22 protein-coding genes are annotated in these 22474 nt (G+C 75.8%); 13 read left to right on the top strand and 9 right to left on the bottom strand.

The features are described from left to right. The first annotated feature begins 235 nt into the window (after nt 1-235). The 3 genes from ACFV6D_RS14105 (at nt 236) to ACFV6D_RS14095 (ending at nt 4136) form a co-directional block, all read left to right on the top strand. On the top strand, nt 236-1726 hold the full coding sequence (locus ACFV6D_RS14105) for an SDR family oxidoreductase (RefSeq protein ID WP_380559834.1): 1491 nt from the start codon (nt 236-238) through the stop codon (nt 1724-1726). Between the two features lie 47 nt (nt 1727-1773). Continuing rightward, complete coding sequence (locus ACFV6D_RS14100) at nt 1774-3096, top strand: deoxyribodipyrimidine photo-lyase (RefSeq protein ID WP_063352898.1); 1323 nt, start codon at nt 1774-1776, stop codon at nt 3094-3096. A 212-nt stretch (nt 3097-3308) separates the two neighbouring features. Further along, on the top strand, nt 3309-4136 hold the full coding sequence (locus tag ACFV6D_RS14095; protein WP_380559832.1) for an alpha/beta fold hydrolase: 828 nt from the start codon (nt 3309-3311) through the stop codon (nt 4134-4136). 18 nt (nt 4137-4154) lie between these two features. Here ACFV6D_RS14095 and ACFV6D_RS14090 read toward each other — a convergent pair whose 3' ends face one another. From ACFV6D_RS14090 to ACFV6D_RS14080, 3 genes are all read right to left on the bottom strand, one after another. Further along, nucleotides 4155-5264 (bottom strand): PP2C family protein-serine/threonine phosphatase, encoded by a 1110-nt coding sequence (locus ACFV6D_RS14090; RefSeq protein ID WP_380559830.1) that lies wholly within the window; start codon nt 5262-5264, stop codon nt 4155-4157. Between the two features lie 146 nt (nt 5265-5410). After that, entirely contained in the window at nt 5411-6220 is an 810-nt protein-coding gene (locus ACFV6D_RS14085; RefSeq protein WP_380427331.1) for a hypothetical protein, read from the bottom strand. Between the two features lie 207 nt (nt 6221-6427). Then, a complete protein-coding gene (locus tag ACFV6D_RS14080; RefSeq protein WP_063352894.1) occupies nt 6428-7069 on the bottom strand; it encodes a TetR/AcrR family transcriptional regulator in 642 nt (213 codons plus the stop codon). Between the two features lie 48 nt (nt 7070-7117). Here ACFV6D_RS14080 and ACFV6D_RS14075 point away from each other — a divergent pair, with 48 nt between their 5' ends. The 3 genes from ACFV6D_RS14075 to ACFV6D_RS14065 all read left to right on the top strand — a co-directional run bounded on the left by ACFV6D_RS14075 (nt 7118) and on the right by ACFV6D_RS14065 (nt 11127). Continuing rightward, nucleotides 7118-7981, top strand: coding sequence for an alpha/beta fold hydrolase (locus ACFV6D_RS14075; RefSeq protein WP_063352893.1), 864 nt, complete (start codon nt 7118-7120; stop codon nt 7979-7981). Nucleotides 7982-8167: 186 nt separating this feature from the next. Continuing rightward, nucleotides 8168-10360 (top strand): MMPL family transporter, encoded by a 2193-nt coding sequence (locus ACFV6D_RS14070; protein ID WP_380559828.1) that lies wholly within the window; start codon nt 8168-8170, stop codon nt 10358-10360. A 299-nt stretch (nt 10361-10659) separates the two neighbouring features. After that, nucleotides 10660-11127: an NADAR family protein gene (locus ACFV6D_RS14065; RefSeq protein ID WP_380496111.1), complete on the top strand. Its 468-nt coding sequence runs from the start codon at nt 10660-10662 to the stop codon at nt 11125-11127. 35 nt (nt 11128-11162) lie between these two features. Here the strand turns inward: ACFV6D_RS14065 and ACFV6D_RS14060 are convergent, their stop codons facing one another. Next, nucleotides 11163-11978, bottom strand: coding sequence for a BPL-N domain-containing protein (locus tag ACFV6D_RS14060; protein WP_380559826.1), 816 nt, complete (start codon nt 11976-11978; stop codon nt 11163-11165). A 340-nt stretch (nt 11979-12318) separates the two neighbouring features. Between ACFV6D_RS14060 and ACFV6D_RS14055 the strand changes: the two genes are divergently transcribed. Further along, nucleotides 12319-12834, top strand: a complete 516-nt coding sequence (locus ACFV6D_RS14055; protein ID WP_380375502.1) for a cupin domain-containing protein — start codon at nt 12319-12321, stop codon at nt 12832-12834. 231 nt (nt 12835-13065) lie between these two features. Here the strand turns inward: ACFV6D_RS14055 and ACFV6D_RS14050 are convergent, their stop codons facing one another. Next, complete coding sequence (locus tag ACFV6D_RS14050) at nt 13066-13830, bottom strand: hypothetical protein (protein WP_380559824.1); 765 nt, start codon at nt 13828-13830, stop codon at nt 13066-13068. A gap of 123 nt (nt 13831-13953) precedes the next feature. Then, nucleotides 13954-15072, bottom strand: coding sequence for a DUF4037 domain-containing protein (locus ACFV6D_RS14045; protein WP_380559822.1), 1119 nt, complete (start codon nt 15070-15072; stop codon nt 13954-13956). Between the two features lie 550 nt (nt 15073-15622). On the opposite strand from ACFV6D_RS14045, the gene ACFV6D_RS14040 reads away from it, so the two are divergent. From ACFV6D_RS14040 to ACFV6D_RS14030, 3 genes are all read left to right on the top strand, one after another. Next, the gene (locus ACFV6D_RS14040) at nt 15623-15856 is read left to right on the top strand and encodes a hypothetical protein (protein WP_363376012.1); all 234 of its coding nucleotides are present in this window, start codon (nt 15623-15625) and stop codon (nt 15854-15856) included. 18 nt (nt 15857-15874) lie between these two features. Beyond that, nucleotides 15875-16675, top strand: coding sequence for a helix-turn-helix domain-containing protein (locus ACFV6D_RS14035; protein ID WP_380559820.1), 801 nt, complete (start codon nt 15875-15877; stop codon nt 16673-16675). A 79-nt stretch (nt 16676-16754) separates the two neighbouring features. Next, nucleotides 16755-17204 carry a hypothetical protein gene (locus ACFV6D_RS14030; protein ID WP_380493496.1) on the top strand — a complete coding sequence of 150 codons (450 nt, stop codon included), beginning with the start codon at nt 16755-16757 and terminating at the stop codon, nt 17202-17204. Nucleotides 17205-17269: 65 nt separating this feature from the next. On the opposite strand, the gene ACFV6D_RS14025 is transcribed toward ACFV6D_RS14030, so the two are convergent. From ACFV6D_RS14025 to ACFV6D_RS14015, 3 genes are all read right to left on the bottom strand, one after another. Further along, the gene (locus ACFV6D_RS14025) at nt 17270-18544 is read right to left on the bottom strand and encodes an MAB_1171c family putative transporter (protein ID WP_380559818.1); all 1275 of its coding nucleotides are present in this window, start codon (nt 18542-18544) and stop codon (nt 17270-17272) included. Next, the gene (locus ACFV6D_RS14020) at nt 18541-19131 is read right to left on the bottom strand and encodes a ParH-like protein (protein WP_380559816.1); all 591 of its coding nucleotides are present in this window, start codon (nt 19129-19131) and stop codon (nt 18541-18543) included. Before ACFV6D_RS14020 ends, ACFV6D_RS14025 begins: the two co-directional genes overlap by 4 nt. A gap of 158 nt (nt 19132-19289) precedes the next feature. Then, nucleotides 19290-19736, bottom strand: coding sequence for a helix-turn-helix domain-containing protein (locus ACFV6D_RS14015; RefSeq protein WP_063352883.1), 447 nt, complete (start codon nt 19734-19736; stop codon nt 19290-19292). Nucleotides 19737-20093: 357 nt separating this feature from the next. On the opposite strand from ACFV6D_RS14015, the gene ACFV6D_RS14010 reads away from it, so the two are divergent. The 3 genes from ACFV6D_RS14010 (at nt 20094) to ACFV6D_RS14000 (ending at nt 22427) form a co-directional block, all read left to right on the top strand. Next, the gene (locus ACFV6D_RS14010) at nt 20094-20735 is read left to right on the top strand and encodes a PH domain-containing protein (RefSeq protein WP_380559814.1); all 642 of its coding nucleotides are present in this window, start codon (nt 20094-20096) and stop codon (nt 20733-20735) included. Between the two features lie 173 nt (nt 20736-20908). After that, nucleotides 20909-21475, top strand: a complete 567-nt coding sequence (locus ACFV6D_RS14005) for a hypothetical protein (protein ID WP_380559813.1) — start codon at nt 20909-20911, stop codon at nt 21473-21475. A gap of 52 nt (nt 21476-21527) precedes the next feature. Then, complete coding sequence (locus tag ACFV6D_RS14000) at nt 21528-22427, top strand: serine protease (RefSeq protein ID WP_079136651.1); 900 nt, start codon at nt 21528-21530, stop codon at nt 22425-22427. Nucleotides 22428-22474: the final 47 nt, after the last annotated feature.

Below are 22474 nucleotides of genomic sequence, written 5' to 3'. Positions count from 1 at the left end.
TCCGCCGCCCCCGGCGGGTATTGCCCGCGATGGACACCACTTTCCCCCCCCCCGCGAAGGACCCGGGCTCCCGGGGGGGCCCCCGCACGCCCGGGCGCCCGCAGGAGACCCCTGGAAGACTCGAATCCCCGGCCCCGTCCAATCCCCGGCCGCGTCCGCTCCGAACACCCCGGCAGCGCCCCCCGCGCCTGGCGGGGTACGGGGGGCGCACCCGCCCGCACGAGAGGAGCCGCAGGTGGACGAGACGACCCGGACGCGCCCGCACTGCCTGGTCACCGGCGCCACCGGCTACATCGGCGGGCGCCTGGTGCCCGAACTGCTCGCCGCCGGGTACCGGGTGCGCTGCCTGGTCCGCGACCCGCTCCGGCTGCGGGACCAGCCCTGGCGGGCCGATGTGGAGGCCGTCACCGGGGACGTCACCCGCCCCGAGACCCTGCCCGCGGCCTTCGACGGCATCGACGCCGCCTACTACCTGGTCCACTCCCTGGGCACCGGGCCCGGCTTCGAGACCCGGGACCGGCAGGCCGCCGAGGCCTTCGCCGAGGCGGCCGCCGCCGCCGGCACCCGGCGCATCGTCTACCTCGGCGGACTGCTGCCCGCCGGGGTCCCCGAACCGCACCTGTCGGCCCACCTGCGCTCGCGCGCCGAAGTGGGCCGCGCCCTGCGCACGGGCGGCGTCCCCACCGCCGAACTGCGGGCCGCGGTGATCATCGGCTCCGGCTCGGCCTCCTTCGAGATGCTGCGCCACCTGACCGAACGGCTCCCGGCGATGGTCACCCCCCGCTGGGTCGACACCCGCATCCAGCCGATCGCCGTACGCGACGTGCTGCGCTACCTGGTCGGCGCCGCCGCCTTGCCCCCCGAGGTCGACCGCACCTTCGACATCGGCGGGCCCGACGTGCTCACCTACCGGCTGATGATGCGCCACTACGCCGAGGTCGCCGACCTGCCCCGGCGCCTGATCGTGCCGGTGCCCGTGCTCTCCCCGCGCCTGTCCAGCCACTGGGTGGGCCTGGTCACCCCCGTACCGGGCTCGCTCGCCCGCCCGCTGGTGGAGTCGCTGCGCCACGAGGTGGTGTGCCGCGAACACGACATCGCCCGCTGGATCCCCGACCCGCCCGAGGGCCTGACCGGCTTCGACCGGGCCGTGGAACTGGCCCTGCGGCGCATCCGCGACGCCCAGGTCTCCACCCGCTGGTCCTCCGCCTCCCTGCCCGGCGCGCCCAGCGACCCGCTGCCCACCGACCCCGACTGGGCCGGCGGCAGCCTCTACCAGGACCTGCGCCGGCGCCGGGTGGCCGCCGACCCGGCCGCGCTGTGGCGGGTGGTGGAGGGCGTCGGCGGCGAGAACGGCTGGTACTCCCTGCCGCTGGCCTGGGCCCTGCGGGGCCGTCTGGACCGCCTGGCCGGCGGCGTCGGCCTGCGCCGGGGCCGCCGCGACCGCCACCGGCTGCGGGTCGGCGACGCGCTCGACTTCTGGCGGGTCGAGGAGATCGAACCCGGACACCTGCTGCGGCTGCGCGCCGAGATGCGCCTGCCGGGCCTGGCCTGGCTCGAACTGCGCGTGACGCCCGACGGCGACGGCGGCGCGCTGTACCAGCAGCGGGCGCTGTTCCACCCGCACGGACTGGCCGGCCACCTCTACTGGTGGTCGGTGGCGCCCTTCCACGCCCTGGTGTTCGGCGCCATGGCCCGCAACATCACCGAACGCGCCCGACCCGCCTGACACCCCCACCCCCATCGCCACCCGCACCCCACCGCACGAGGCCCCCGATGAGCACCGCCGTCGTCCTGTTCACCCAGGACCTGCGCCTGCACGACAACCCCGCCCTGCACGCCGCCCGCACCCGCGCCGACCAGGTCGTCCCCCTGTTCGTCCTCGACCCGGCCATCGCCCGGGCCGGCTTCGCCGCCCCCAACCGGCAGGCCTTCCTCGCCGAGAGCCTCGCCGACCTCGACCGGGCGCTGCGCGCCGCCGGTTCCCGCCTGGTCCTGCGCCACGGCGACCCCGCCGAACAGGCCGCCCGCCTGGCCGCCGAGTGCGGCGCCGACACCGTCCACACCAACGCCGGCGTCTCCGCCTTCGCCACCCGCCGCGAACACGCCCTGCGCCGCGCCCTCGGCGAGCGCCTGCACCTGCACGACGCCGCGCTCACCATCGTCCCCGCCGGCCTCGTCACCCCGGCCGGGCGCGACCACTACGCCGTCTTCACCCCCTACCACCGCGCCTGGCAGCAGGCCCCCCGGCGCACCGTCCTGCCCGCCCCGCGCACCCTCGCCACCCCCGACGGCCCCGCGAGCGCCCCGCTGCCCGCCGCCCCCGCCGGCACCTCCCCGGGCCGCGCCCCCGGCGGCGAGAGCGCCGCCCGTCGCCGCCTGCGAGCCTGGAACCCGGACGCCTACGAGCAGTTGCACGACGACCTCGCCGCCGACGCCACCTCCCGCCTCTCGCCGTACCTGCACTTCGGCTGCCTGTCCGCCACCGAACTCGCCCACCGCGCCGGGAAGTCCGACACCCCCGGCGCGGCCGCGCTGGTGCGCCAACTCGCCTGGCGCGACTTCCACCACCAGGTCCTCGCCGCCCGCCCCGACGCCGCCCACGCCGACTACCGCCCCCGCCCCGTCCGCTGGTACGACGACGAACGCGAGCTCCAGGCCTGGCGCGAGGGCCGCACCGGCTACCCGATCGTCGACGCCGGCCTGCGCCAACTCGCCCACGAGGGCTGGATGCACAACCGGGCCCGCCTGCTCACCGCCTCCTTCCTCACCAAGAGCCTGCGCCACCACTGGCGCCCCGGCGCCGCACACTTCCTCGCCCTGCTCGTCGACGGCGACCTCGCCAACAACCAGCTCAACTGGCAGTGGGCCGCCGGCACCGGCACCGACACCCGCCCCAACCGCGTCCTCAACCCGCTGCGCCAGGCCGACCGCTACGACCCCGACGGCGTCTACGTGCGCCGCTGGGTCCCCGAGCTCGCCCACCTGCCCGCCCGCGCCGTCCACCGCCCCTGGGAGCTCGCCGAGCCCCCGGCCGGCTACCCGGCGCCCCTGCTGCCCCCCGACGCCCTCGGCACCCGCCTGCGCGAGAGCGGCTGAACCGCCCTCGTCCTCACCCGCACTCATCCGCCCTGACCCGAAACTCACCCGAGCTCACCCGAACGGCGTAGCACCGCGTCCGCTCCCGCGCGGGCCCCACCCGCCTCCCGTTGGATGAACCTGCGGCCCGGCCGCCCCCGGGCAGGTCACCCCGGCAGGCCGTCCCACCCCCGGCGTCCCACCCCCGGCGTACCACCCGAAGGAGCAGGAGCATGCCCATCTCCAGGACCCGCGACGGCGTCGAGATCTTCTACCAGGACTGGGGCAGCGGACGCCCCGTCGTGTTCATCCACGGCTGGCCGCTCAACGGCGACGCCTGGCAGGACCAGATGAAGGCCGTCGCGGACGCCGGCCTGCGGGCCATCGCCCACGACCGGCGCGGCCACGGCCGTTCCGCCCCGGTCTACGGCGGCTACGACTTCGACACCTTCGCCGACGACCTCGACAGCCTGCTCACCGGGCTCGACCTGCGCGACGTCACCCTGGTGGCCCACTCCATGGGCGGCGGCGAGCTCGCCCGCTACATCGGCCGCCACGGCACCGGGCGGATCCGCTCCGCCGTCCTGCTGTCGGCGATCACCCCGTCCATGCTGCAGGGCCCCGACAACCCGCACGGGGTGCCCGGCAGCGTCTTCGACGACCTCAAGGCCGGCATCCTCACCGAGCGCTCCCAGTTCTGGCAGGACACCTCCGTCAACTTCTTCTCCGCCGACCGCCCCGGTTCCCGCGCCACCCAGGGCAACCGGGACGCGTTCTGGTTCATGGCGATGCACCAGACCATCGAGGGCGGCGTCGACTGCGTGGACGCCTTCGGCTACACCGACTTCCACGAGGACCTGGCCAAGTTCGACATCCCCACCCTGATCGTGCACGGCGACGACGACCGGATCGTCCCCGTCGAGGCCACCGCCCGCCGGGCCGCCCGGATCATCCCCGGCGCCGTCCTGAAGGTGTACGAGAACGGCTCGCACGGCATCGCGATGGTCCCCGGTGACAAGGAGCGCTTCAACGCCGACCTGCTGGAGTTCCTCAAGCGGTGAGGGCGCCCCAGGGCAGCTTCAGGGCGCGCGGCGCAGGGACAGCGCCGTGACGTCGTCGCGGCTGCGGCCTCCGCTCCAGCGGCGGGCCTCGCGGTCCAGGGCCTCGGGCAGCAGGGCGGCGGGGGCGGTGGCGAGGGCGGCCAGGCCCCGCTCGACGGGGTAGAACGCGCCGGTGGCGTCCTGGGCCTCGGTGATCCCGTCGGTGAGCAGCACCAGCACGCCGTCCTCGGGCAGCGCGAACCACCGGACGGTGCGCACCTCGTCGGTCAGCTCCGCCAGCCCGAGCGGTACCCCGGCCGGCAGCGGTACGGCCTCGACCCGGCCGCCGTGCAGCAGGTAGGGGGCGAGGTGGCCGCAGTTGACGGCCTGCACGTCCGCGCCGCGCTCCACGCCCAGCACGGTCGCGGTGACGAAGCGCTCGCTCTCGCCGCCCTGCACCGCGTACGCGTTGTGCCGCTCCACCGCCGCCTCCAGGGCGTCCGCGACGCCGGTCAGCGCCGGCTCCCGGAAGGCCGCCTCCCGGAAGGCGCTCAGCACCGCGAAGCCCGCGCCGATCGCCGGCAGGCCCTTGCCCTGCACGTCGCCCACCAGCACCCGGGTGCCGTACGGGGTGTCGGCGACGTCGTACAGGTCGCCGCCGACCAGGGCGTCCTCCTCCACCGGCCGGTACAGCCCGTACAGCTGGACGTCGGGGGTGAGCACCGGCAGCGGGCGCAGCAGCTGGCGTTGCAGGGCGACGGCGGTCTGCCGCATCCGGAACAGCTCCCGCTCGCGCCGCACCCGTCGTGTGCACAGCCCGACCACGGCCGCCTCGGCGCCGACCACGCCCACCAGGGTGCCCACCCGGGCGGCCAGCGAGGACGGCGGGAACAGCACCGTGCTGACCGCCACGACCCCGGCCACCCACACCGAGGCCGCGACCGTCTGCGCGACGGTGCCCAGCCCCGCCAGCAGGGCGGGCAGGAACACCAGCAGCAGCACCAGCCGGGCGCTGGTGCCGCTCGCCGCCTGGGCGAGCAGCACCACCGCGGTGGAGGCCAGCACCCCCAGCACCACCGCCCGGTTGCCCGGCGCCCGCGTCCCCCCGTCGTCCCGCTCCGCGCTCCCGTCCGCGTCCGCGCCGCCCACCCCGCTGTCCTCTCCGCCGCCTCGCCGTCCCCCCAGGCATACCGGCGGCCCCACCCGGCCGCCAGCGCAGCCCGCCCGGACGGGCGAGCGCCCGCCCGGGAGCGCCCGCCCGTGCCCCGGCCGTCAGGCTGCCCGCCGCCCGGGCGTCAGGCGCAGGTGCTGTCCGCGCAGAGCTGCCACGGCTCCCAGGAGACGAACCGGTCCACCTCGGTGGTCCGCCACGAGCGGTCGCGGTTCCACTCGCGGACGGTCACCCGCAGCCGCCCGTCCGGCAGTTGGACGATCGAGGTCGGCGCGCCCAGGCCCGCGTTGGGGTCCGGCAGCCTGGGCAGCTGCCGCACCGGGCCCCAGGAGTCCTGGGCGTCGACGTCCTGGCTGCGCACCTCCATCGCCGCGTTCGTGCCGGCGCCGGAGGCGAAGGCGTGCAGCCGGCCGTCGCGTTCCCTGAAGAGCGTGAGCCCGCCGTGGTAGGGCGGCGGTGACAGCTCGAAGTTCTCGGTCGGGGTCCAGGAGTCGCCGGGCGCGGGCAGGACGGTGTGGCAGAAGCCGCCGTAGGAGGCGAAGAACACCTCCAGGCCGCCGGCGCTGTTCTCGACGGCGCTCACCTGGTACAGCTTCGGGCCCACGGGGGTGGCGCTGACGCGCTCCCAGCCGCCGTAGGCGCCCCCGGGCGCGTCCTGGGAGCGGTGCCAGACGAAGGGCAGGAGGGAGGCCGCCGAACTGTCGTAGAACTGCTGGAACTGTTCGGTCCGCCCGTCGGAGCGCGGCGTCTCCAGCAGGGTGTTCGGGAGGGCGGTACTGGCCAGGCCCTGGGCGGCCGCGTCGGCCCCGCACCCGGCGGCGACGCCCGGCGAGGGGGCGGTGCCCGCCGTGGTCGTCGTGGCCCACGCGGTCGTCCCCGCGAAGGCCACGGCCAGCACACCCGACAGCACGGCTTGCGGAAGTCTCCTGTACACGGTCGGTGAACCTCCCCATTCGGTAACGGAAAAGGAGTGCCCGGCAGGGGAGTCGGCCGCTTCGCCGGCCCCTCGCGCGGGACCGGCACATTCTCGTGCACCGGCGGCGGGGCGGACAGGGCGCCTGCGGGGCGGCCGGACGCGATCCGGCCGAACGGCGGCCCGCCCCGGCGGCGGGGGAAGGCCGGCCGGTCCGGGGGCGACAGGTCAGGCGGTCGGCAGGTCCGGGGCGGCGTCACCGCGGGGACGGCCGCGGAACAGCTCGTCCAGGTGGTGGGTGAGGATCGCCAGCGCGGCGTCGCCGGTGCGCTGGCCGCCGAGCACGCTGGAGCCGAGGCCGTTGACCATGGCCAGCAGCCCGGCGGCGGTCATCTCCGGGTCCCTGGCGGGGTCGATCTGCCCGGCCTGCTGGGCCGTGCGGACCTGCTTGGCGAGGAAGCCCTCCAGCAGGTCGGGCTGGGGCGTCCCGTGCTTCTCCACCAGCGCGGGATCGCTGAGCACCAGCGTGTAGTAGGCGGCGTAGGTGCGGGTGATCCGGCGGCTCTCCGGGTCGGTGGGCAGGATGCTGGACAGGACCGCGGTCACCAGGCCGCGCGGCGTGGGCGGGGTGGCGGCCGCGGTGATCCACGCCGCCATGCGGGCCTGGAGCTGGGCGCCGAGCCGCTCCAGCGCGTCCAGCAGCAGCCCCTCCTTGGTCGTGAAGTAGTACTGCACCAGCCGCAGGGAGACGCCCGCCTCGGTGGCGACCGCCCGCATGCTGGCCGCCTGCAGCCCCTGGGTGTCGGCGATGCGCAGCAGTGCTTCGGCGATCTGCCGCCGGCGTTCCTCGTGATCGACCCGCGCGTTCATGTGCGACCTCCCTGGTACACCCGTATCATGCCGTGATACACATGTATCATGCGAATCAGCCAGTTCAAGAACGACCAGGCCGGGGACCGGTTTCGCGCCGCCTACGAGCGGGCCCTGACGGAACTGTGGCCCGGGCCTCGGACGGCGCTGGACCTCCCGACCGCGTTCGGGACCACCCGCGTCTACCGGACCGGCCCGCAGCACGGCGAGCCGATCGTGCTGCTGCCCGGCTCGGGCGGAAACGCACTGATGTGGCACCGCTACATCGACACGCTGGCCCGCCACCGCCCGGTCATCGCCGTCGACACGGTCGGCGAACCGGGCGCGAGCGTGCAGAGCGCCCCGATCGCCGACGGCCGGGACGCGGCCGCCTGGCTGGACGAACTCCTGGCCGCACTGGAGGTGACGGACGCCCAGGTCGTCGGCTGCTCCTACGGCGGCTGGCTGGCGCTCCACCACCAGATCCACCACCCCGGGCGGGTCGCCTCCCTCACCCTGGTGGACCCGGCGGGCTTCGCCGACATGGGCGCCCGGTTCTACGCCTGGGTGATCGCCGGCGGCCTCGCCGCCACCGCGCCGCGGGCGCTGCGCCCCCGGCTGGCCCGCCTGGTCGGCAACAGTGCCATCCTGGAGACCGAACTGATGGCCCTGATGCGCGCGTCGATGGGGTTCCGCCGCGCGCTCCCGGTGCCCCCGGTCCTGTCCGACGAGGAACTGCGCCGCCTGGACGTCCCCGCACTGTTCCTGCTCGGGGAGCGCAGTGCCATGCACGACGCGCACGCGGTCGCCGAGCGCCTCGGCCGCCTCGTGCCCTCGGCCCGGACGGAGATCGTGCCCGGCGCCGGCCACGCCCTGCCGACCGACCGGCCGGACCTGGTGGCCGACCGCGTCCTGCACCCCGCCGGGCGGTAGCGCCACCGACCGGCCCCGGGGGCTCCCGCCGTGCGGGTCCGGGCTCCCGGCCGTTGGGGGAGGGGCGGAATGGGCCTGGTCCGGGCGGCGTTGGGCGAGGGTAACAATACCCCTGGGGGTACATGGCAGAATTGCCATATACCCCCACCCGTATTTTTCGGGACCGCCCCGAGAACGGAGCACCACGTGAACCGCCCCGCCCCCGCCGTACGGCCCGCCGCCGCCCCGCCCCCCGAACCCGACGCCCGCCCCGGGCCGCTCGGCCAGCTCGGCCTGTGGTCGGTGCGCCACGTCAAGGCCGTCCTGGCCGGCTGGCTGCTCGTCGTCATCGGGCTGGGCGCGTTCGCCCCGCAGGTCACCACCGCCCTGTCCGGCGCCGGCTGGCAGGCCGACGGCTCCGAGTCGGTCACCGTCCGCCGGCTCGCCGAACAGCACTTCGCCGGCAACGCCTCCTCCGCGATCCAGATCGTCGTCACCGCCGACCGCCCCGTCACCGAACCCGCCGTCCAGCAGGTCATCGCCAAGGCCGGCGAACTCGCCGCCGCCGACCCCCGCGTCTCCACCGTCATCGCCCCCCGGCCCGGCGCCACCATCAGCCCCGACGGCCGCACCGCCGTCCTGCTCGCCGGCGCCAAGGCCTCACCGGACGACATGGTCCGCGCCGCCGACGACCTCAAGAAACCCCTCGCCGACCTCTCCGCCCCCGGCATCGACGTCCACGCCACCGGCGCCTCCGTCCTGTGGAGCGACTTCAACAAGGCCAACCACGACGCCATGATGAAGTCCGAGTTCATGTCCTGGCCGGTCACCCTGGCCATCCTCGTCCTCGCCTTCGGCTCCCTCGTCGCCGCCGGCCTGCCCCTGCTGCTCACCATGGCCGGCCTCGCCGCCTCCGCCGGCTCCCTGGTCCTGATCAGCCACCTGTTCCCGGTGTCCGTCTGGGCGATGAACTTCGCCATGATGTTCGCCCTCGCCCTCGGCATCGACTACGCCCTCTTCCTCGTCGTCCGCTTCCGCAGCGCCCGCAGCGCCCGCAGCACCCGCGACATCCGGACGGGACGCGCCCCGGACACCGCCCGGGCCGTCGCCGAGACCATGGACACCGCCGGCAAGGCCGTCCTGCTCTCCGGGGCCACCGTCCTGGTCAGCCTCTCCGCCGTGATGCTCGTCCCCTCCCCGGCGTTCCGCTCCATGGCCGGCGGCATCATGCTCGCCGTCCTGTTCGTCCTCGCCGCCACCCTCACCCTGCTGCCCGCCGTCCTCGGCAAGCTCGGCCCCCGCGTCGACGCCCTCGCCCTGCCCTGGGCCAGGACCGGCGCACACCACTCACCGCGCTTCGCCGCCTGGGGCGAACGCCTGTGGCAGCACCCCCTGCGCTACGGCGCCCTCGCCCTCGCCGCACTGATCGCCCTCGCCGCCCCCGTGATCGGGCTGCGCACCGCCATGCCCTCCATCACCGTCCTGCCCGGCGACGCCAGCGCCCGCGCCGGCTACACCGCCGTCCAGCAGGCCTTCGGCCCCGGCGCCCCCGGCACCCTGCAGATCCTCACCCCCGCCGGCCAGGCCGCCGACACCGCCGCCCGCACCGCCGCCACCCCCGGCATCGCCGGCGTCATGCCCGCCCAGGACGCCGCCGACGGCTCCGGCTGGTCGATGATCCAGGCCGTCCCCGCCGTCGACCCCTCCAGCCCCGACCTCGCTCACACCGTCCACACCCTGCGCGCCGAACTGCCCACCGACGCCCTGGTCGGCGGCGCCGCCGTCGAGAACCTCGACCTCCAGCACCTGCTCACCGAGAAGACCCCGCTGGTCATCGGCGTGGTCATGGCCCTCGGCTTCCTGCTGCTGCTCGTCGCCCTGCGCGCCCCGCTGATCGCCGCCCTCGGCACCGCCGCCAGCCTGCTGTCCACCGGAGCCGCCTTCGGCGTCGCCCGCCTCGTCTTCCAGGACGGCCACGGCGCGGGCCTGCTCGGCTTCACCCCGCAGGGCTTCCTGGACGGCTGGGCACCGGTGTTCTTCTTCGCGATGATCTTCGCCATCGCGATGGACTACACCGTCTTCCTGCTCGCCTCCGCCAAGGAGCACTACGAACGCACCGCAGACCCCCGCGCGGCCATGACCGGCGCCCTCGCCCACTCCGGCCGGGTCGTCTTCGCCGCGGCGGGCGTCATGGTCGCCGTGTTCCTCACCTTCGCCCTGTCCGGGCCGCTGCCGCCCAAGGAGATGGGCATCGTGCTCGGCGTCGCCGTCCTGCTGGACGCCGCCCTGGTCCGGCTCGTCCTGCTGCCCGTCCTGCTGCGCCTGACCGGCCGCGCCGCCTGGCACACCCCGGCCTGGCTGGACCGCGTCCTGCCGAGGATCAGCTTCTCCCACGACTAGGGGCTCTCTTTCGGATCACGCCGGGCGCGCGACGCCGGAGCACGCACCTCGCTGCGTTGTCGTCGGTCGCCGATGCTCCGCATGAACTCCCTCCTCCGCCTTGCGATGCACGCACTCCGACGCCGCGCGCTGATCCGACGTGATCCGAAAGAGAGCCCCTAAGCCCGGCCCGGTACCGCGCCGAGGCCGCGCCGAGGCCCGTCGAACCCGCGCCCGCGACCGGACGAAAACCGGTTGCGGGCGCGGCCGCACGCCTGCGACCGTACGGCTCCCGCCAACACCCCCTCCACGAGGCCCTGATGACCATCTACTTCTACGGCGCCGACGAAGCCCCGCACGGCTGCTTCTCCAACTTCTCCCCCCACCCCCTCCACCTCGACGGACACCTCTGGCCCACCTCCGAGCACTACTTCCAGGCCCAGAAGTTCGCCGGCACCCGCCACGCCGACCTCGTCCGCCGCGCCCGCACCCCGCTGCGCGCCGCCGAACTGGGCCGCGACCCGGCCGGACCGCTGCGCCGCGACTGGGAGCGCGTCAAGGACGACGTGATGCGCCGGGCGGTGGCGGCCAAGTTCCGGGAGCACCCGGACATCCGCGCCGTCCTGCTCGCCACCGGCGACGAGGAACTCGTCGAGGACACCGGCACCGACCACTACTGGGGGCGCGGACGCACCGGCACCGGCAGGAACATGCTCGGCCGCATCCTGATGCGCACCCGCACCCGGCTGCGCGTCGAGTTCCCCGCCGGACCCGCCGAGCGGGCGTGACACCGCAGCTCACCCGCAGGCGAGTTGACGGAACGTCAGGACGAGGGGGTCGCCGCCATCAGGTCGTGCAGCAGGTCGGCGCCCAGGCCCAGGCCGGTCTTCGACTCGTCGGGCAGGTGGTAGTCGCGGTACCAGTCCGCGGGGGCCTCCGGGTGCGGGCCGCTGACCGCCACCCGGCCGGCGCCGTAGGGGGCGGTGACGGCGGCGGCGCGGCCGTTGGAATAGCGGGCCAGGACGTCCACGCCCGGGCCGTCGACGTCGAAGTACGGGCCGTCCTGGAAGTACATCCGCTGCGGGCGGCCGCGCCAGGCGACGTCGACGAGGCGGTCCTGCTCGTCGGTGACGGTCGCCCCCCGGGAGTGGATGTACTGCCCGGAGTCGCCCGGCAGGAGGTCGTAGCCCGGGTCGCCGGCCAGGTAGCCGCCCATGCACAGGCCCAGGTAGCGCCCGCCGCCCCGGACGAAGTCGCGCACCAGCTCCGGCGAGAAGCCGGGGTCGCGCTGCAGCAGGCCCCACGCGGTGCTCACCTCCTGCCCGTTGGTGCCGCCCGGCTGCACGTACAGCGCGGCGCCGGCCAGCACGCCCGCGCCGAAGTGCAGCCGCTCCTCGGGCCCGACGTAGCGCACCGCGAAGCCGTCGCGCTCCAGCAGCTTCCGTGCCGCCTCCGGGCAGCCCTCGCAGGCCGCCGGGCCCCGGTAGACCAGCGCGAGCGGCCGCCCGTCGGCGGCGGCGACCGCGTCGTCGGCCGCGCCGTCCGGCACGGGGGAGGCGCCGCAGGCGGACGCCGTCAGCAGCGCCGCCGCCACTGCCAGGGCCGCGGCGGCCCGCCCGGGCCGCCGCCCACCCCTCATGACCGGCACTCCCGCCATCGCCGACACCCTCCCCGCGTCCTACGCCGTGTGCAGCGACGACGCTACGGGCACAGCGGCCCGCGCCGCACGTCCGCCCCCCGAACGGATGCCCCCGCGCCGTCCGCGTTGACGGGAGGCGGGCCCGGGGGAGTAGCACGGACGGGCAGGTCAGGCGGGCGCGGCCTCGGCCCGCCGTTCGTCCTGGTGCCGCAGAAGATCGCCCGTCGTCATCGGGCCGGTCTGCCGGTCTGCCAGCGGCCGCCTGCCCTGGGAATTGACCCGTGAAAGTGCCATTCAATTGCCACCTGATGGCGGGTCTTTCCGGCCCTAGCCTGGTCCCATGACGACGACGAGCAACACCGCCACCGCCGCCCCCGTGCTGACCCGCCACGCCGAGGCCGAGAGCTGCGCCGACCCGAGCAGCACCATGACCCTGCTCGCCGACTCGGCGCACACCGAGGGCGGGTTCACCAGCTACCGCTCCACCTTCGCCAAGGGCGCCGTCGGGGCCCCCGCGCACTTCCACACCCGGGCGTGGGAGCTGTTCTTCGTGATCGGCGGCTCGCTGCAGGTGCTGGTCGGCGAGGAGGTCACGATCCTGGGCGAGGGCGACTTCCTCGCCGTGCCGCCGCACACCCCGCACGCCTTCGCCGCCGCCCCGGGCGCCGAGGCCGACGTCCTGTTCGTGTTCACCCCGGGCATGGACCGCTTCGACTACCTGCGCCTGCTGGGCCGCGTGATGCGCGGCGAGACCGACCCGGGCGCGATCGCGGCCTCCGCCGGGCGCTTCGACAACCACTACGTCGACAGCCCCGCCTGGCGCGCCGCCCTCGACCGGAGCGCCGCCCCCGCCTGAGGCCCCGACCGGGGCCCGTGACGGCCGCTCCCGGCGGGCCGGTGCGGGCCGGGTGTGGAACGGTGGAGGCCGGGGGTGTCCTGGTTGCGAGAGGAGTGGCCATGTCGTCGAAGCGTCGCCGCAAGAAGAAGGCCCGGGCCCGGCGCGGGGCCAACCACGGCCGCCGGCCCCAGTGCTGAGCGCCTGAACCGTGCGCGCGGCCGGGGCGCCGCCCCCGGCCGCACCGGGCGCTCAGCCCGGTTCGCGCCCGTGTCTGCGCCCGCGCCCGCGCGGCACGGCGTGGTACGTGCAGGTGTCCGTCCAGTCGCGGCCGAAGGTGAGCACCAGCACCGGGCCCCGCCCCTCGGCGCGGGCGGCCCGCAGCAGCGCGGCCGGGTCGGCGTCCGGCGGGATCTGCTCGTGCCGGAAGTGCACGTCGCTGCCCGGGCGCGGCCAGTACGGGTCCGGGCGGGGGATGCCGGGCAGGTCCCAGACCAGGGTGGCGTCGGCGGTGGACAGGCTCGGGCCGGGCATCCGCCGGCCGTCGGGGAAGAGGCCGCGGTCGCGGTGGTAGCGCAGCGCGTAGGCGACCGTGCCCGGTGAGTACGGCGGTTCGTCGCCCCAGGTGTTCGGGAAGCCCCAGTCGGCCAGGCCCGCCGCGCCGATCCTGGGCAGGACGGCGGTGATGTCCTCGCCGGTGGCGAAGTAGGCGGCGGCGCTCATCCGGCAGACCAGCACGCCGCGGCCCTCGGCGGTGGTGGTGAGCAGGCCGAGCGAGGCGGGGCGGTCGCAGTGGTCGGCGACGCGGGTCAGCAGGTGCGTGACGCCCTCCACCGCGGCCAGGCCCTCGACCATCCGGCGGATCCGCTCGCGCTCGGCGGCCCGCAGCGCCTCGACCTGCGGCGAGGAGGCCAGGGCGCGCAGCCGGCGGGTGGTGGGCAGGCGGGCGCGCAGCGCGTCCCGGGCCCGTACGGGCTGGGCCAGCAGCATGCCGAGCAGGTACTCGAAGCCGTTCACCGGGCGGGGTCCTCTCGGGCCGGGTGGCGTCCGCACGGGTCGCGGCGTCCGCCCCACAGGCTGGCCCGGCGGCGGCCCGCACCGCAATGCGCCGCCGTACCCGACTTCCGCCGGCCGCCGGGTTCAGCCGAGGGCGCCGACCGCTGTCCGGACGGCCTGCGGCAGGCCGAGCAGGTCGGTGCTGTCCGTCCACTGGTCCACGCCGCCCACCGGCGGCAGGGCGCGCAGCCGCGCGTCGGTGACCGTCTCCAGCAGCGCCCGGGCGAAGCGGCCGGCGTCCAGGACGAGGTAGGGGCGGCCGTGGAACGGCCGGCGGGCCGCCGCCAGCGGTGCGGTCAGCCCCAGGGCGTTGTGCCGGCGGGCCGCGGCCTCGTACGCCTCGCACAAGTACCGTTCCCGCTCCGCAAAATGACTGGACGTCAGCGCGCCGTGCAGCAGCGGCCTCAGCTCCCCGGCGGCGCCGGTGCGCCCGAATGCGTTGCCCAGCCACTTGCCGTACGGGGCGTAGCGGCGCTCCATCAGCAGGGACAGCCGCATCACCTCCCGGACCAGGCGGGCGGCCACCACCATCGAACCGAGCTCGTCGCCGACCTCGGCGCAGCGCCCGACGAACGCCTCCTCCTGCTCGATCCGGCGCCACTGGCAGGCCAGCAGGTAGCGCCACACCTGCTCCGGGTACCAGGCCAGGTGGCGCCGGGCCGCGGTGAGGTCGCCCGGGCCGTCGTGGAACACCGCGCCGCCGGTCACCTCGGCCAGGCGCTGCTGCGGCAGTGCCAGCCAGTCACCGGCCCCCGGGTCCGTCCGGTACCACCCGGCCGCCGCCGGGCCCAGCCGGGCGGCCAGCCAGGACGGCACGTCGTGGACCTCGACCAGGTGGTCCACCGGGCCCTCGGTCCAGTCGGGGTGGCGCACCGGGTCGAGCGGGTCCGGGCCGCGCCGGAAGTGCGTGGAGCGGCCGCGCACCTGCCGGGGCAGCCGGTGCGCCAGCACCTCGCGCAGCCGCTCCCCGTGGCGGGCGGCGTCGCCGGGGGAGAGGAACAGCTCCAGGCGAGGGCCCCAGTCGTGGTCCGTCGAGCGGGCGGTGTCGAAGCCCAGCACCTCCGAGCCCGCGCCCACCCGCGCCGCCGCGTACCCGAGTCCGGGGAACGCCTCGGCCAGCAGCGGGCGCACCGCCTCCTCGTGCAGCGTCCGAGCCAGCTCCAGGCCGGGGACGAACGCGCCACCATCATCGGGAGTCGTCATGGGGCCCACTGTGCCAACACCCCGCCGCCCCGGGCCACCGGATTCCGGACCACCGCTTCCCGGAAACCCCTTCCGTCGGCTGCCGTGTTCGCCGGCCGCCGCCCTTTCCCGGCGGACAAGCACAGAGAGACCGCTCGGGCCGCTGGGGCCGGGCGGTCTCTGCTGTTCGGACGGGCCCATGCGCCAACACGGCCCGCTGCCGGTGTTCCCGAGAATTTGGAGTAGACAGCGCCCCCGGGTTCCTGACCCGCAGGTCTGGATGACGCTGCTGCACATCGTCACATTCAGCCAGGACGGCTACAAGGGCGAGTTGCACAAAAATGCATCAAATTCCGGTTTCGAGTTCCTGAACTGCACTGATGTCACAGGGTTGTGACGAGATTGCGGGCCGGGCCCGGGATTCTGGCGCATCAATCTTCGCGATGTTCACCGAACCGATTGGGAATCACCCGTACGCCTGACAGAGTGTTGCGCGAAACGGGTTCCTCGCGTGACGCCAACCACCGAAGTTCCCGTCCGTTGGAGTAGACGGTGATATAGGAGGTCCTCGATGACGAGGAAGCGGAAGAAGAAGCGCGCCCCCGCCCACTGCGCCGCCGGCCACCCGGCGCCGCCGCGACCGGGCCTGCCCTGGCCGTCCGGCCCCGTGCGGACGGCCGTGGTCGTCGTCGTGGTCGTCGTGGCCGCCGCCCTGGTGAGGACGGGCATGTCGGCGGGAGCGGCGCTCGAACTGGCCACCGGCGGACTGCTGTTGAATGCCAGGCTCCAGCAGGGGCGGGCCTAGAAGGAACGCCGGACCGCGATGGGACGCCAGGAGAAACCGATCGCGGCGACCGAGCCGGCCCTGGGCCGGCTCGCCGCGTTGCTGCGCGAGCAGCGTGAAGAGGCCGGGCTGACCTACCGTCAGCTCGCCGACCGGACCAACTACCACCCGACCACCCTGCAACGGGCCACCAGCGGCCGGACCATGCCGAACTGGGAGGTCGTCGAGGCCCTCACCCGGGCCTGCGACGGCGACCTCAAGGCGGCCCGCCGCAAGTGGACCCTGGCCAACTACTGGGCCCACGTCCCGCGCCCCTCCGGGACCCAGCGCCGGGCGCCCCGACGGCTCAACCCCGAGCAGGTCGACTCCCTCGCCGACCTGCGACGGGCGATGCACGAGATGCGGCGCAAGGCCGACTGGCCCTCCCTGGAGGAGCTGGACCGCCGGGCCCGGGCCGGGGGAGGGCGCCTGCCCTCCAGCACCCTGGCGCTGGTCCTCAGGGGTGAGGCCCCGCTGCGCAAGGCGGTGTTCCTCACCTACATGGAGGTCTGCGGGGTCAAGGAGGCCCGCCGCGCACTGTGGGCGGCGGCCTGGGAGCGGATGAACAACGCCCGCACCCCGGCACCAGTCAACTCCCGTACGTACCAACGGGAGTTCACCCGGGCCATGCAGTCCTCCAGCAGCGGCACCCCGACGGACATCCTGTTCAAACTGTGGGTGACCCTGCGCAACAGCCTGGCCGCCGACCGCGCCGAGGACGCCGGCCAACCCGGCCAACCCGGCCACTCCGCCGGGACGGGCCGCGACGGCACCGGCGGCGGCCCGCCGGTACTCGTGTGACCCGGTCCGCGGACGGGAACGCGCCACCAGCGCCCCGTCCGTGGACCAGCACCCACCCGCGCCACCTCGGGAATCAACCATGCCGACACCACCACGACAGCCGACCACCGCCAACGCCACGACCAACGCCACCGCCATGACCACCGCCACCGGACCGGCGCTGGGCCTGTGGGCGCTGTACGACCTCCACCTGCGCCACTACCTCGACTACGCCGCCCTGCTGCTCCCCGCGGCCGACGCCCCGCTGGCCGTCCAGGGCGCCTTCGACGACCTCAGCGGCCACTGGCTCGACGCCCTGGCCACCGCCAGCCCGGCCGCCTGCGCCTGGCAGGCGGTCCGCCGACGTGTCTGCGCCCTGGCCGGCCCGCGCCCGCTCGGCCCGGTCGCCCACCTCACCGCCCCCCAGCAGGACGTCCTGCTGCTGCACCTGGTCCTCGCCCTGCCCGCCGCCGAGGTCGCCGCGCTGACCGGCACCGAACCGGGCGCCGTCCACGTGCAGTTGCGCTCGCTGGCGGCCGTCCGCCGGTAGCGGCCGCCGCCCCGGCCCGCTCCCGCCGTTCCACCTGCCGGGTTGCCCCCGGCCGGTCCGGCGGCTCACCGCACGGGGCTCGCGACCGGGTCGGGGTCGGGGGCGCTGGGGGAGGGGGCGGCGGCGCGGGCGCAGGCGCGGACCTCGGCGACGGCCGGGCAGGTGGCGTAGACGCGGGTGAGGTGGGCCAGGTGGTCGGCCTCGGACTCCAGGTCCGGCCCCAGGGCGTGCGGCGGTTCGGCCGCCGGGGCGGTGCGCGGGGTGTCGGGGTTGGGCCGGGCGCCGGCGGCCGCGCGTTCCAGTGCGGCGGCCAGTGCGGCGGCCTCGGCGGTGGCGTCGGCCCGGGCGGCGGACGGGGGGAAGCGCGAGGTGGCGGCGGCGAGCCACCGCGGGGTGCGCGGGTCGAGGTGCTGGCGCAGGATCAGCCGGGCGTCGTGGATCTCGATGATCCGCCGGTACAGGGCGAACTGAGGGTCGCGCGGCGGCAGCAGCGGCAGCCGGCTGGCCGGGGCGAGCGCGATCTCCGGCAGCACGGTGTGCAGGTCCCGCCAGAGCGGGGCCAGCGCCCGGTAGCGGCGGTGGGCGCGCAGCCAGCCGCGGACGGCGGCGTGCGCGGCCGGCCACACCGTGGTGCCCAGGCCGGTCGCCAGCAGTGCCACGCACAGCAGGCCCAGGACGCCGCACAGGGCGTCCTCGGCGCCGGCCTGGGTGCCGGTGGCCGCCGCCTGGACGACGTCGTCGACGCCCCAGGCGTTCCACAGCAGGCCCGCGACCAGGCTCAGGGTGAGCAGCCGCAGCCCGCTGCGCTGCCGCCCGGGCGCGGCGGCGCGGGCGAGCCGGGCGAGCTGGCGCAGCAGGGCGGTGAGGCAGTAGGCGAGGTAGAGCACGCCGGCGGCGGTGTACCCGGCCAGCGCCAGGCGGGCGCCGGCGGAGGGCGCGGCGGTGAGGTCGGAGGCATCCAGGCCCGGCGCGGCGGCGACGAACAGGACCGCCCGCACCCCCAGGACACCGGCCAGCAGGGCCAGCTGGCGCCGCACCGCGCGGCGAGCGGGCTCGGGCGTGCGCAGGACGCCGGCCAGCAGCCGGATCGCGCAGGCCGCGCCGATGCGCAGCGTGTCGCCGAGCAGGACGGGCAGGGCGGGCGCGATCCCGAGCCGGTGCAGCCGGTCGGCGGCCTGGACGGTGGGCGGGGCGAGCAGCAGCAGGGCGGCGGCGAGCAGCGCGGTGGCGTAGCAGCTGTAGCGGGCGATGGCACGCGGGTTGGTCCGGCGGCCGCGGGCGAAGTGCCAGGCGCTCAGGGCGAAGAACAGCGCGACGCCGTAGAGGACGAGGCCGCTCACGGACGCCCCGCCGCCCGGTCGCCGGCCGCCCGACCGCCCGCCGCCCGGTCGCCGACGGGTCCGGGCCCGGGCTCGCCGGTGAGCAGGACGTCCAGGACGTCCAGCGAGTCCGGGTGCGGGGCGGGGCCGGGCGGGTGCGCGGCGTCGGCCTTGGCGGCCCGGCTGAGGATGAGGGAGGCCAGCAGCTCGGCCTCGCGCTCCTGGGGCTCGTCGTAGCCGGTGCGCCCGAGCACCCGCCGGACCAGGTCGGGGGACAGGTGCGGCAGGAGGTCCGCGGCCGGGCCGAGCGGCGCGGAGCCGGCGTGGTCCAGGAGCAGGTGGGCGATCTCGTGGACCAGGATGTGCCGGCGGTGCAGCGCGCTGGTGTCGGCGGTGTACAGGATGTAGTCCGCCTCCCGGGTGGACACCAGCAGCCCGCAGGGCGCGTTGGGCCGGGCGGCCACCGGCAGCAGGTCGATCGGCCGCCCCCGCCGGCGGGCGATCTGCTCCAGTAGCACGGTGGTGTCGAACGGGCTTGGCAGTTCCAGCTGTTCGGCCATCCGCCGGCAGCGGCGCAGCGCCGATCGGTAGCACCTGTCGTCCCGCACGCTGTGTTCCCCTTCTCGATCAGCGGCCCCGTTCCCCCCGATCTCCCGACCGCCGTGGTTCCGCCTCCGTGCCTGGCCCCCGTCTTCCTAGCCCCGGACCCCGTCCGCCCCGCCCGCGGCCCGTACCCCCGTCCGCGCGCCCGTCCGCGCCGCCGGCGTCAGGGCGCCGGGTGCCGGCGGGCCGCGTCCCGGCGGGCGATGACGTCGATCAGCTCGCTGACCGTGTCCAGGCCCTCGGAGGAGAGGCCGACCGCGCGCAGCGCCAGGCTGCGCACGCCCGCGTCGCGCAGCGCGCCGAGCAGGGCGAGCTCCTTGGCGATCTCCGCGCCCTGCCGCTCGTCGAAGAAGTACGCGGGCGGGACCTGGAAGAACTGGGCGAGCGCCTCCAGGTGGCGCTTGGTCGGGTTGTCCCGGCGCCCGGTGCGCAGCTGCCACAGGTAGGTGGTGGAGAACGACTCCCCGGTCGCCTCGCGGCAGGCCCGGGCGACCTCTTCGTTGGTGTACTGCTCGCGGTCGGGCCTGCGGACGGTGTGGAACAGCGCCTCGATCCTGGCCGCGAGCCCGGACAGTTCCACCGGTCCGTCCTCCCGGTTCGATTCCGCCATGGCCCGCCCTCCTCACCGGGGCCCCGCGCGTCTCCTCCTGGCGGGCGGGCAGGGCCGGCCAGGTCACGATAACCCAACGGCATCAGCTGGCGTGGATCACAAGATACCGCCAATCAACGTCAGTTGACCCCTCCACCGGTGGCTGACATCCTGGACCGCAGGCCGGCCTGTCGAACTGACTGACCATCAAGTCCATTCGTGTTAAAGACATTTGACGTTTCCCCCGGATCATCCGAATGATCTCGGCAGGCCGGTAGTGTGACCGACTCCCCTGGGACCACCAGGCATCGACACCCGAGACGGGACCGGCCGGACCGGCCGGCCCCACCGACGGCACGACATGGGAAGGGAGCGCCCGTGAACACGGCGCCGCGACACCAGACGGTGCGGCTGGGCTTCCTGTGGCGAGCCGCCGGCGCCCCCGTCGGCTGCGTGCTCGCCCTGGCGATGGGCGTCGTGCTCGCCGACACCGGGGCCGCCGGCCGGATGGGCGCCGTCCCCGCGCTGCTGCTGTCGAGCGCGGCCGTCCTGGGCGTGGCCCTGCCCGTCCCGTACGGCTTCTGGCTGCGCGCCGACGACCACGGCCTCACCCTCGTCCGGGCGTTCGTCCCGCGCCGCTACCGGTGGCGCGACATCCAGGGCCTCACGATGGACGCCGGGCAGGACGCCGACTCCGGCGCCCACCGGCTCGTCCTGCTGCTGCGCCTGACCCCGGCACCCCGCCGGACCGCCCGCACCGCCCGCATCGCCCGCGGCGCCCGCCTGTACGGGCCGGTCCTCGGCATCCTGGGCACCACCCGCGACGGGCTGCCGCGCGGCACCGAACACCGCCGCCTCGCCGAACTGTTCGACCTGCTCCGGCGCCACGGAGTCCCCTTCGACGACCGCCGCTACGCCGACCTCGTCCTCACCGCGCACGGCTACCCGGCGCTCGCCCACACCGCCCACACCGCCCCCGGCGAACCCGCCCGCACCGCCGCCCGCCCCGACGCCGCCTGAACCGGGCCCGAACCGCCCGAGCCGGGTCCGCGCCGCCCGCCCCGGCCGGCCCGGCCCTTTGAGCCGCCCACCGCTGAGCCGCCCACCGCTGAGCCGCCCACCGCCCCGCAGCCGTTGACCCCGACGGAAGCGCGCCCGCCCGGACGGCGCGCCAGGACGTCAGGAGTGCGGCGATGCTCAGGTTCCACGGCGCATGGCGGATCACCGTGGTCGGCAAGAACGCCAGCTTCGACCAGCGCGCGGTGGTGCGCGGCCCCTACGGCACCCGGATTCTGCCCGGCCGGGTCGGCGCCACCCTGGAAGTCGACGAGGACAGCTGGACGCTGACCCTGGAACACCACCTGTGGGGCCGCAGCTGGCAGCCGAACCTGCGCGTCACCCCCGGACCCGTCACCGAACGCGACGGCGTCCGCAGCCGCCTGCTGACCAGCAACGACTGCCACTGGCCCGACAAGCCCCTGGACTACGTCAACTTCGTCGTCCGCCTCGACCAGAGCCTCGCCCCGGCCCCCGCCCTCGCCCCCGTCCGGGCCGTGCGCGCCGCCGACTCCCTGCAGCCCTCCGCGCCCCGGGCCATCCGCACCTCCTCCTCCGACGACGTCGGCGACTTCGGCGCGCCCGCCACCCGGCCCGCGCCCGCCACTCGGCCCGCGCCCGCCACCCGGCCCGCAGCCACCCCCGCGCCCAGGCCGGCGCAGGCCCCGGGCACCAACGCCCGGCCCGCCGCGACCCCCTGGTAGCCCGCCGCCGCGCCCGGGGGACAGCCCCCGGGCCCGGCGGCCCGCTGCCCGGATGTCCCGGCCGGGCGCCGCAGGGTTGGCTGGACGCATCCGAACCAACCGATCCGAAAGGCCGTCACCCGTGCTCCTGCGCAAGACCGTCCGCCGCCGCGCCGCCCGCGCCACCGCCGTCGCCGCCCTCGCCGCCGCCCTGGGCGCCACCGCCATGACCGGAAGCGCCCAGGCGATCGTCAACGGCCACGACTCCACCGAGCGCTACCCGTTCATGGCCACGATCCCGATGAGCGCCAAGCAGATAGCCGACGGCACCTGCGGCGCCACACTGATCGACCCCCAGTGGGTCCTCACCGCCGCCCACTGCGTCCAGGGCTACCCGGGCAGCGAGCTGACGCTCGACGGCACCGTGCGCATCGGCAGCGCGCACCGCAAGAGCGGCGGCACCGTCCGGGCCATCACCCGCACCGTCGTCCACCCCGGCTTCAGCTTCGGCGACGGCCAGACCCGCCCCAACTACGACGACCTCGCCCTGGTGCGCCTGGACCGCCCCGTCGCCCAGCGGCCCGCCCCCGTCGCCCAGCGACCCGGCCCGCCCGGCACCCCGACCCGGCTGCTCGGCTTCGGCACCGTCCTCGACACCCCCAAGTACGAGGACATGGTCTTCCCGGACCGCCTCCAGGAACTCGACACCCGCCGCGCCGCCGCGGCCGACTGCGCCCCCGGCTTCGCCGGCCCCACCCGCCTGTGCACGACCAGCCCCACCCCGAAGGCCATGGCCTGCTTCGGCGACTCCGGCGGCCCGCAGATCCAGCGCGGCCGCGGCGGCCGCTGGGAGCTCATCGGCACCACCTCCGGCCCCGGCGCCCCGGGCGTGCCCTGCTCCGAAGGTCCGGGCCTGTACACCGACGTGCGCGCCTACGCCGACTGGATCCGGGCCACCATCGCCGCCGGCTGACCCGGCTGACCCGGCTGACCGGCCTTGGCCTGACTGACTGACCGGCC

This window comes from Kitasatospora sp. NPDC059812, assembly GCF_042732075.1.
Taxonomy (GTDB): domain Bacteria; phylum Actinomycetota; class Actinomycetes; order Streptomycetales; family Streptomycetaceae; genus Kitasatospora.
This window is presented reverse-complemented; position numbering and strand designations above follow the sequence as displayed.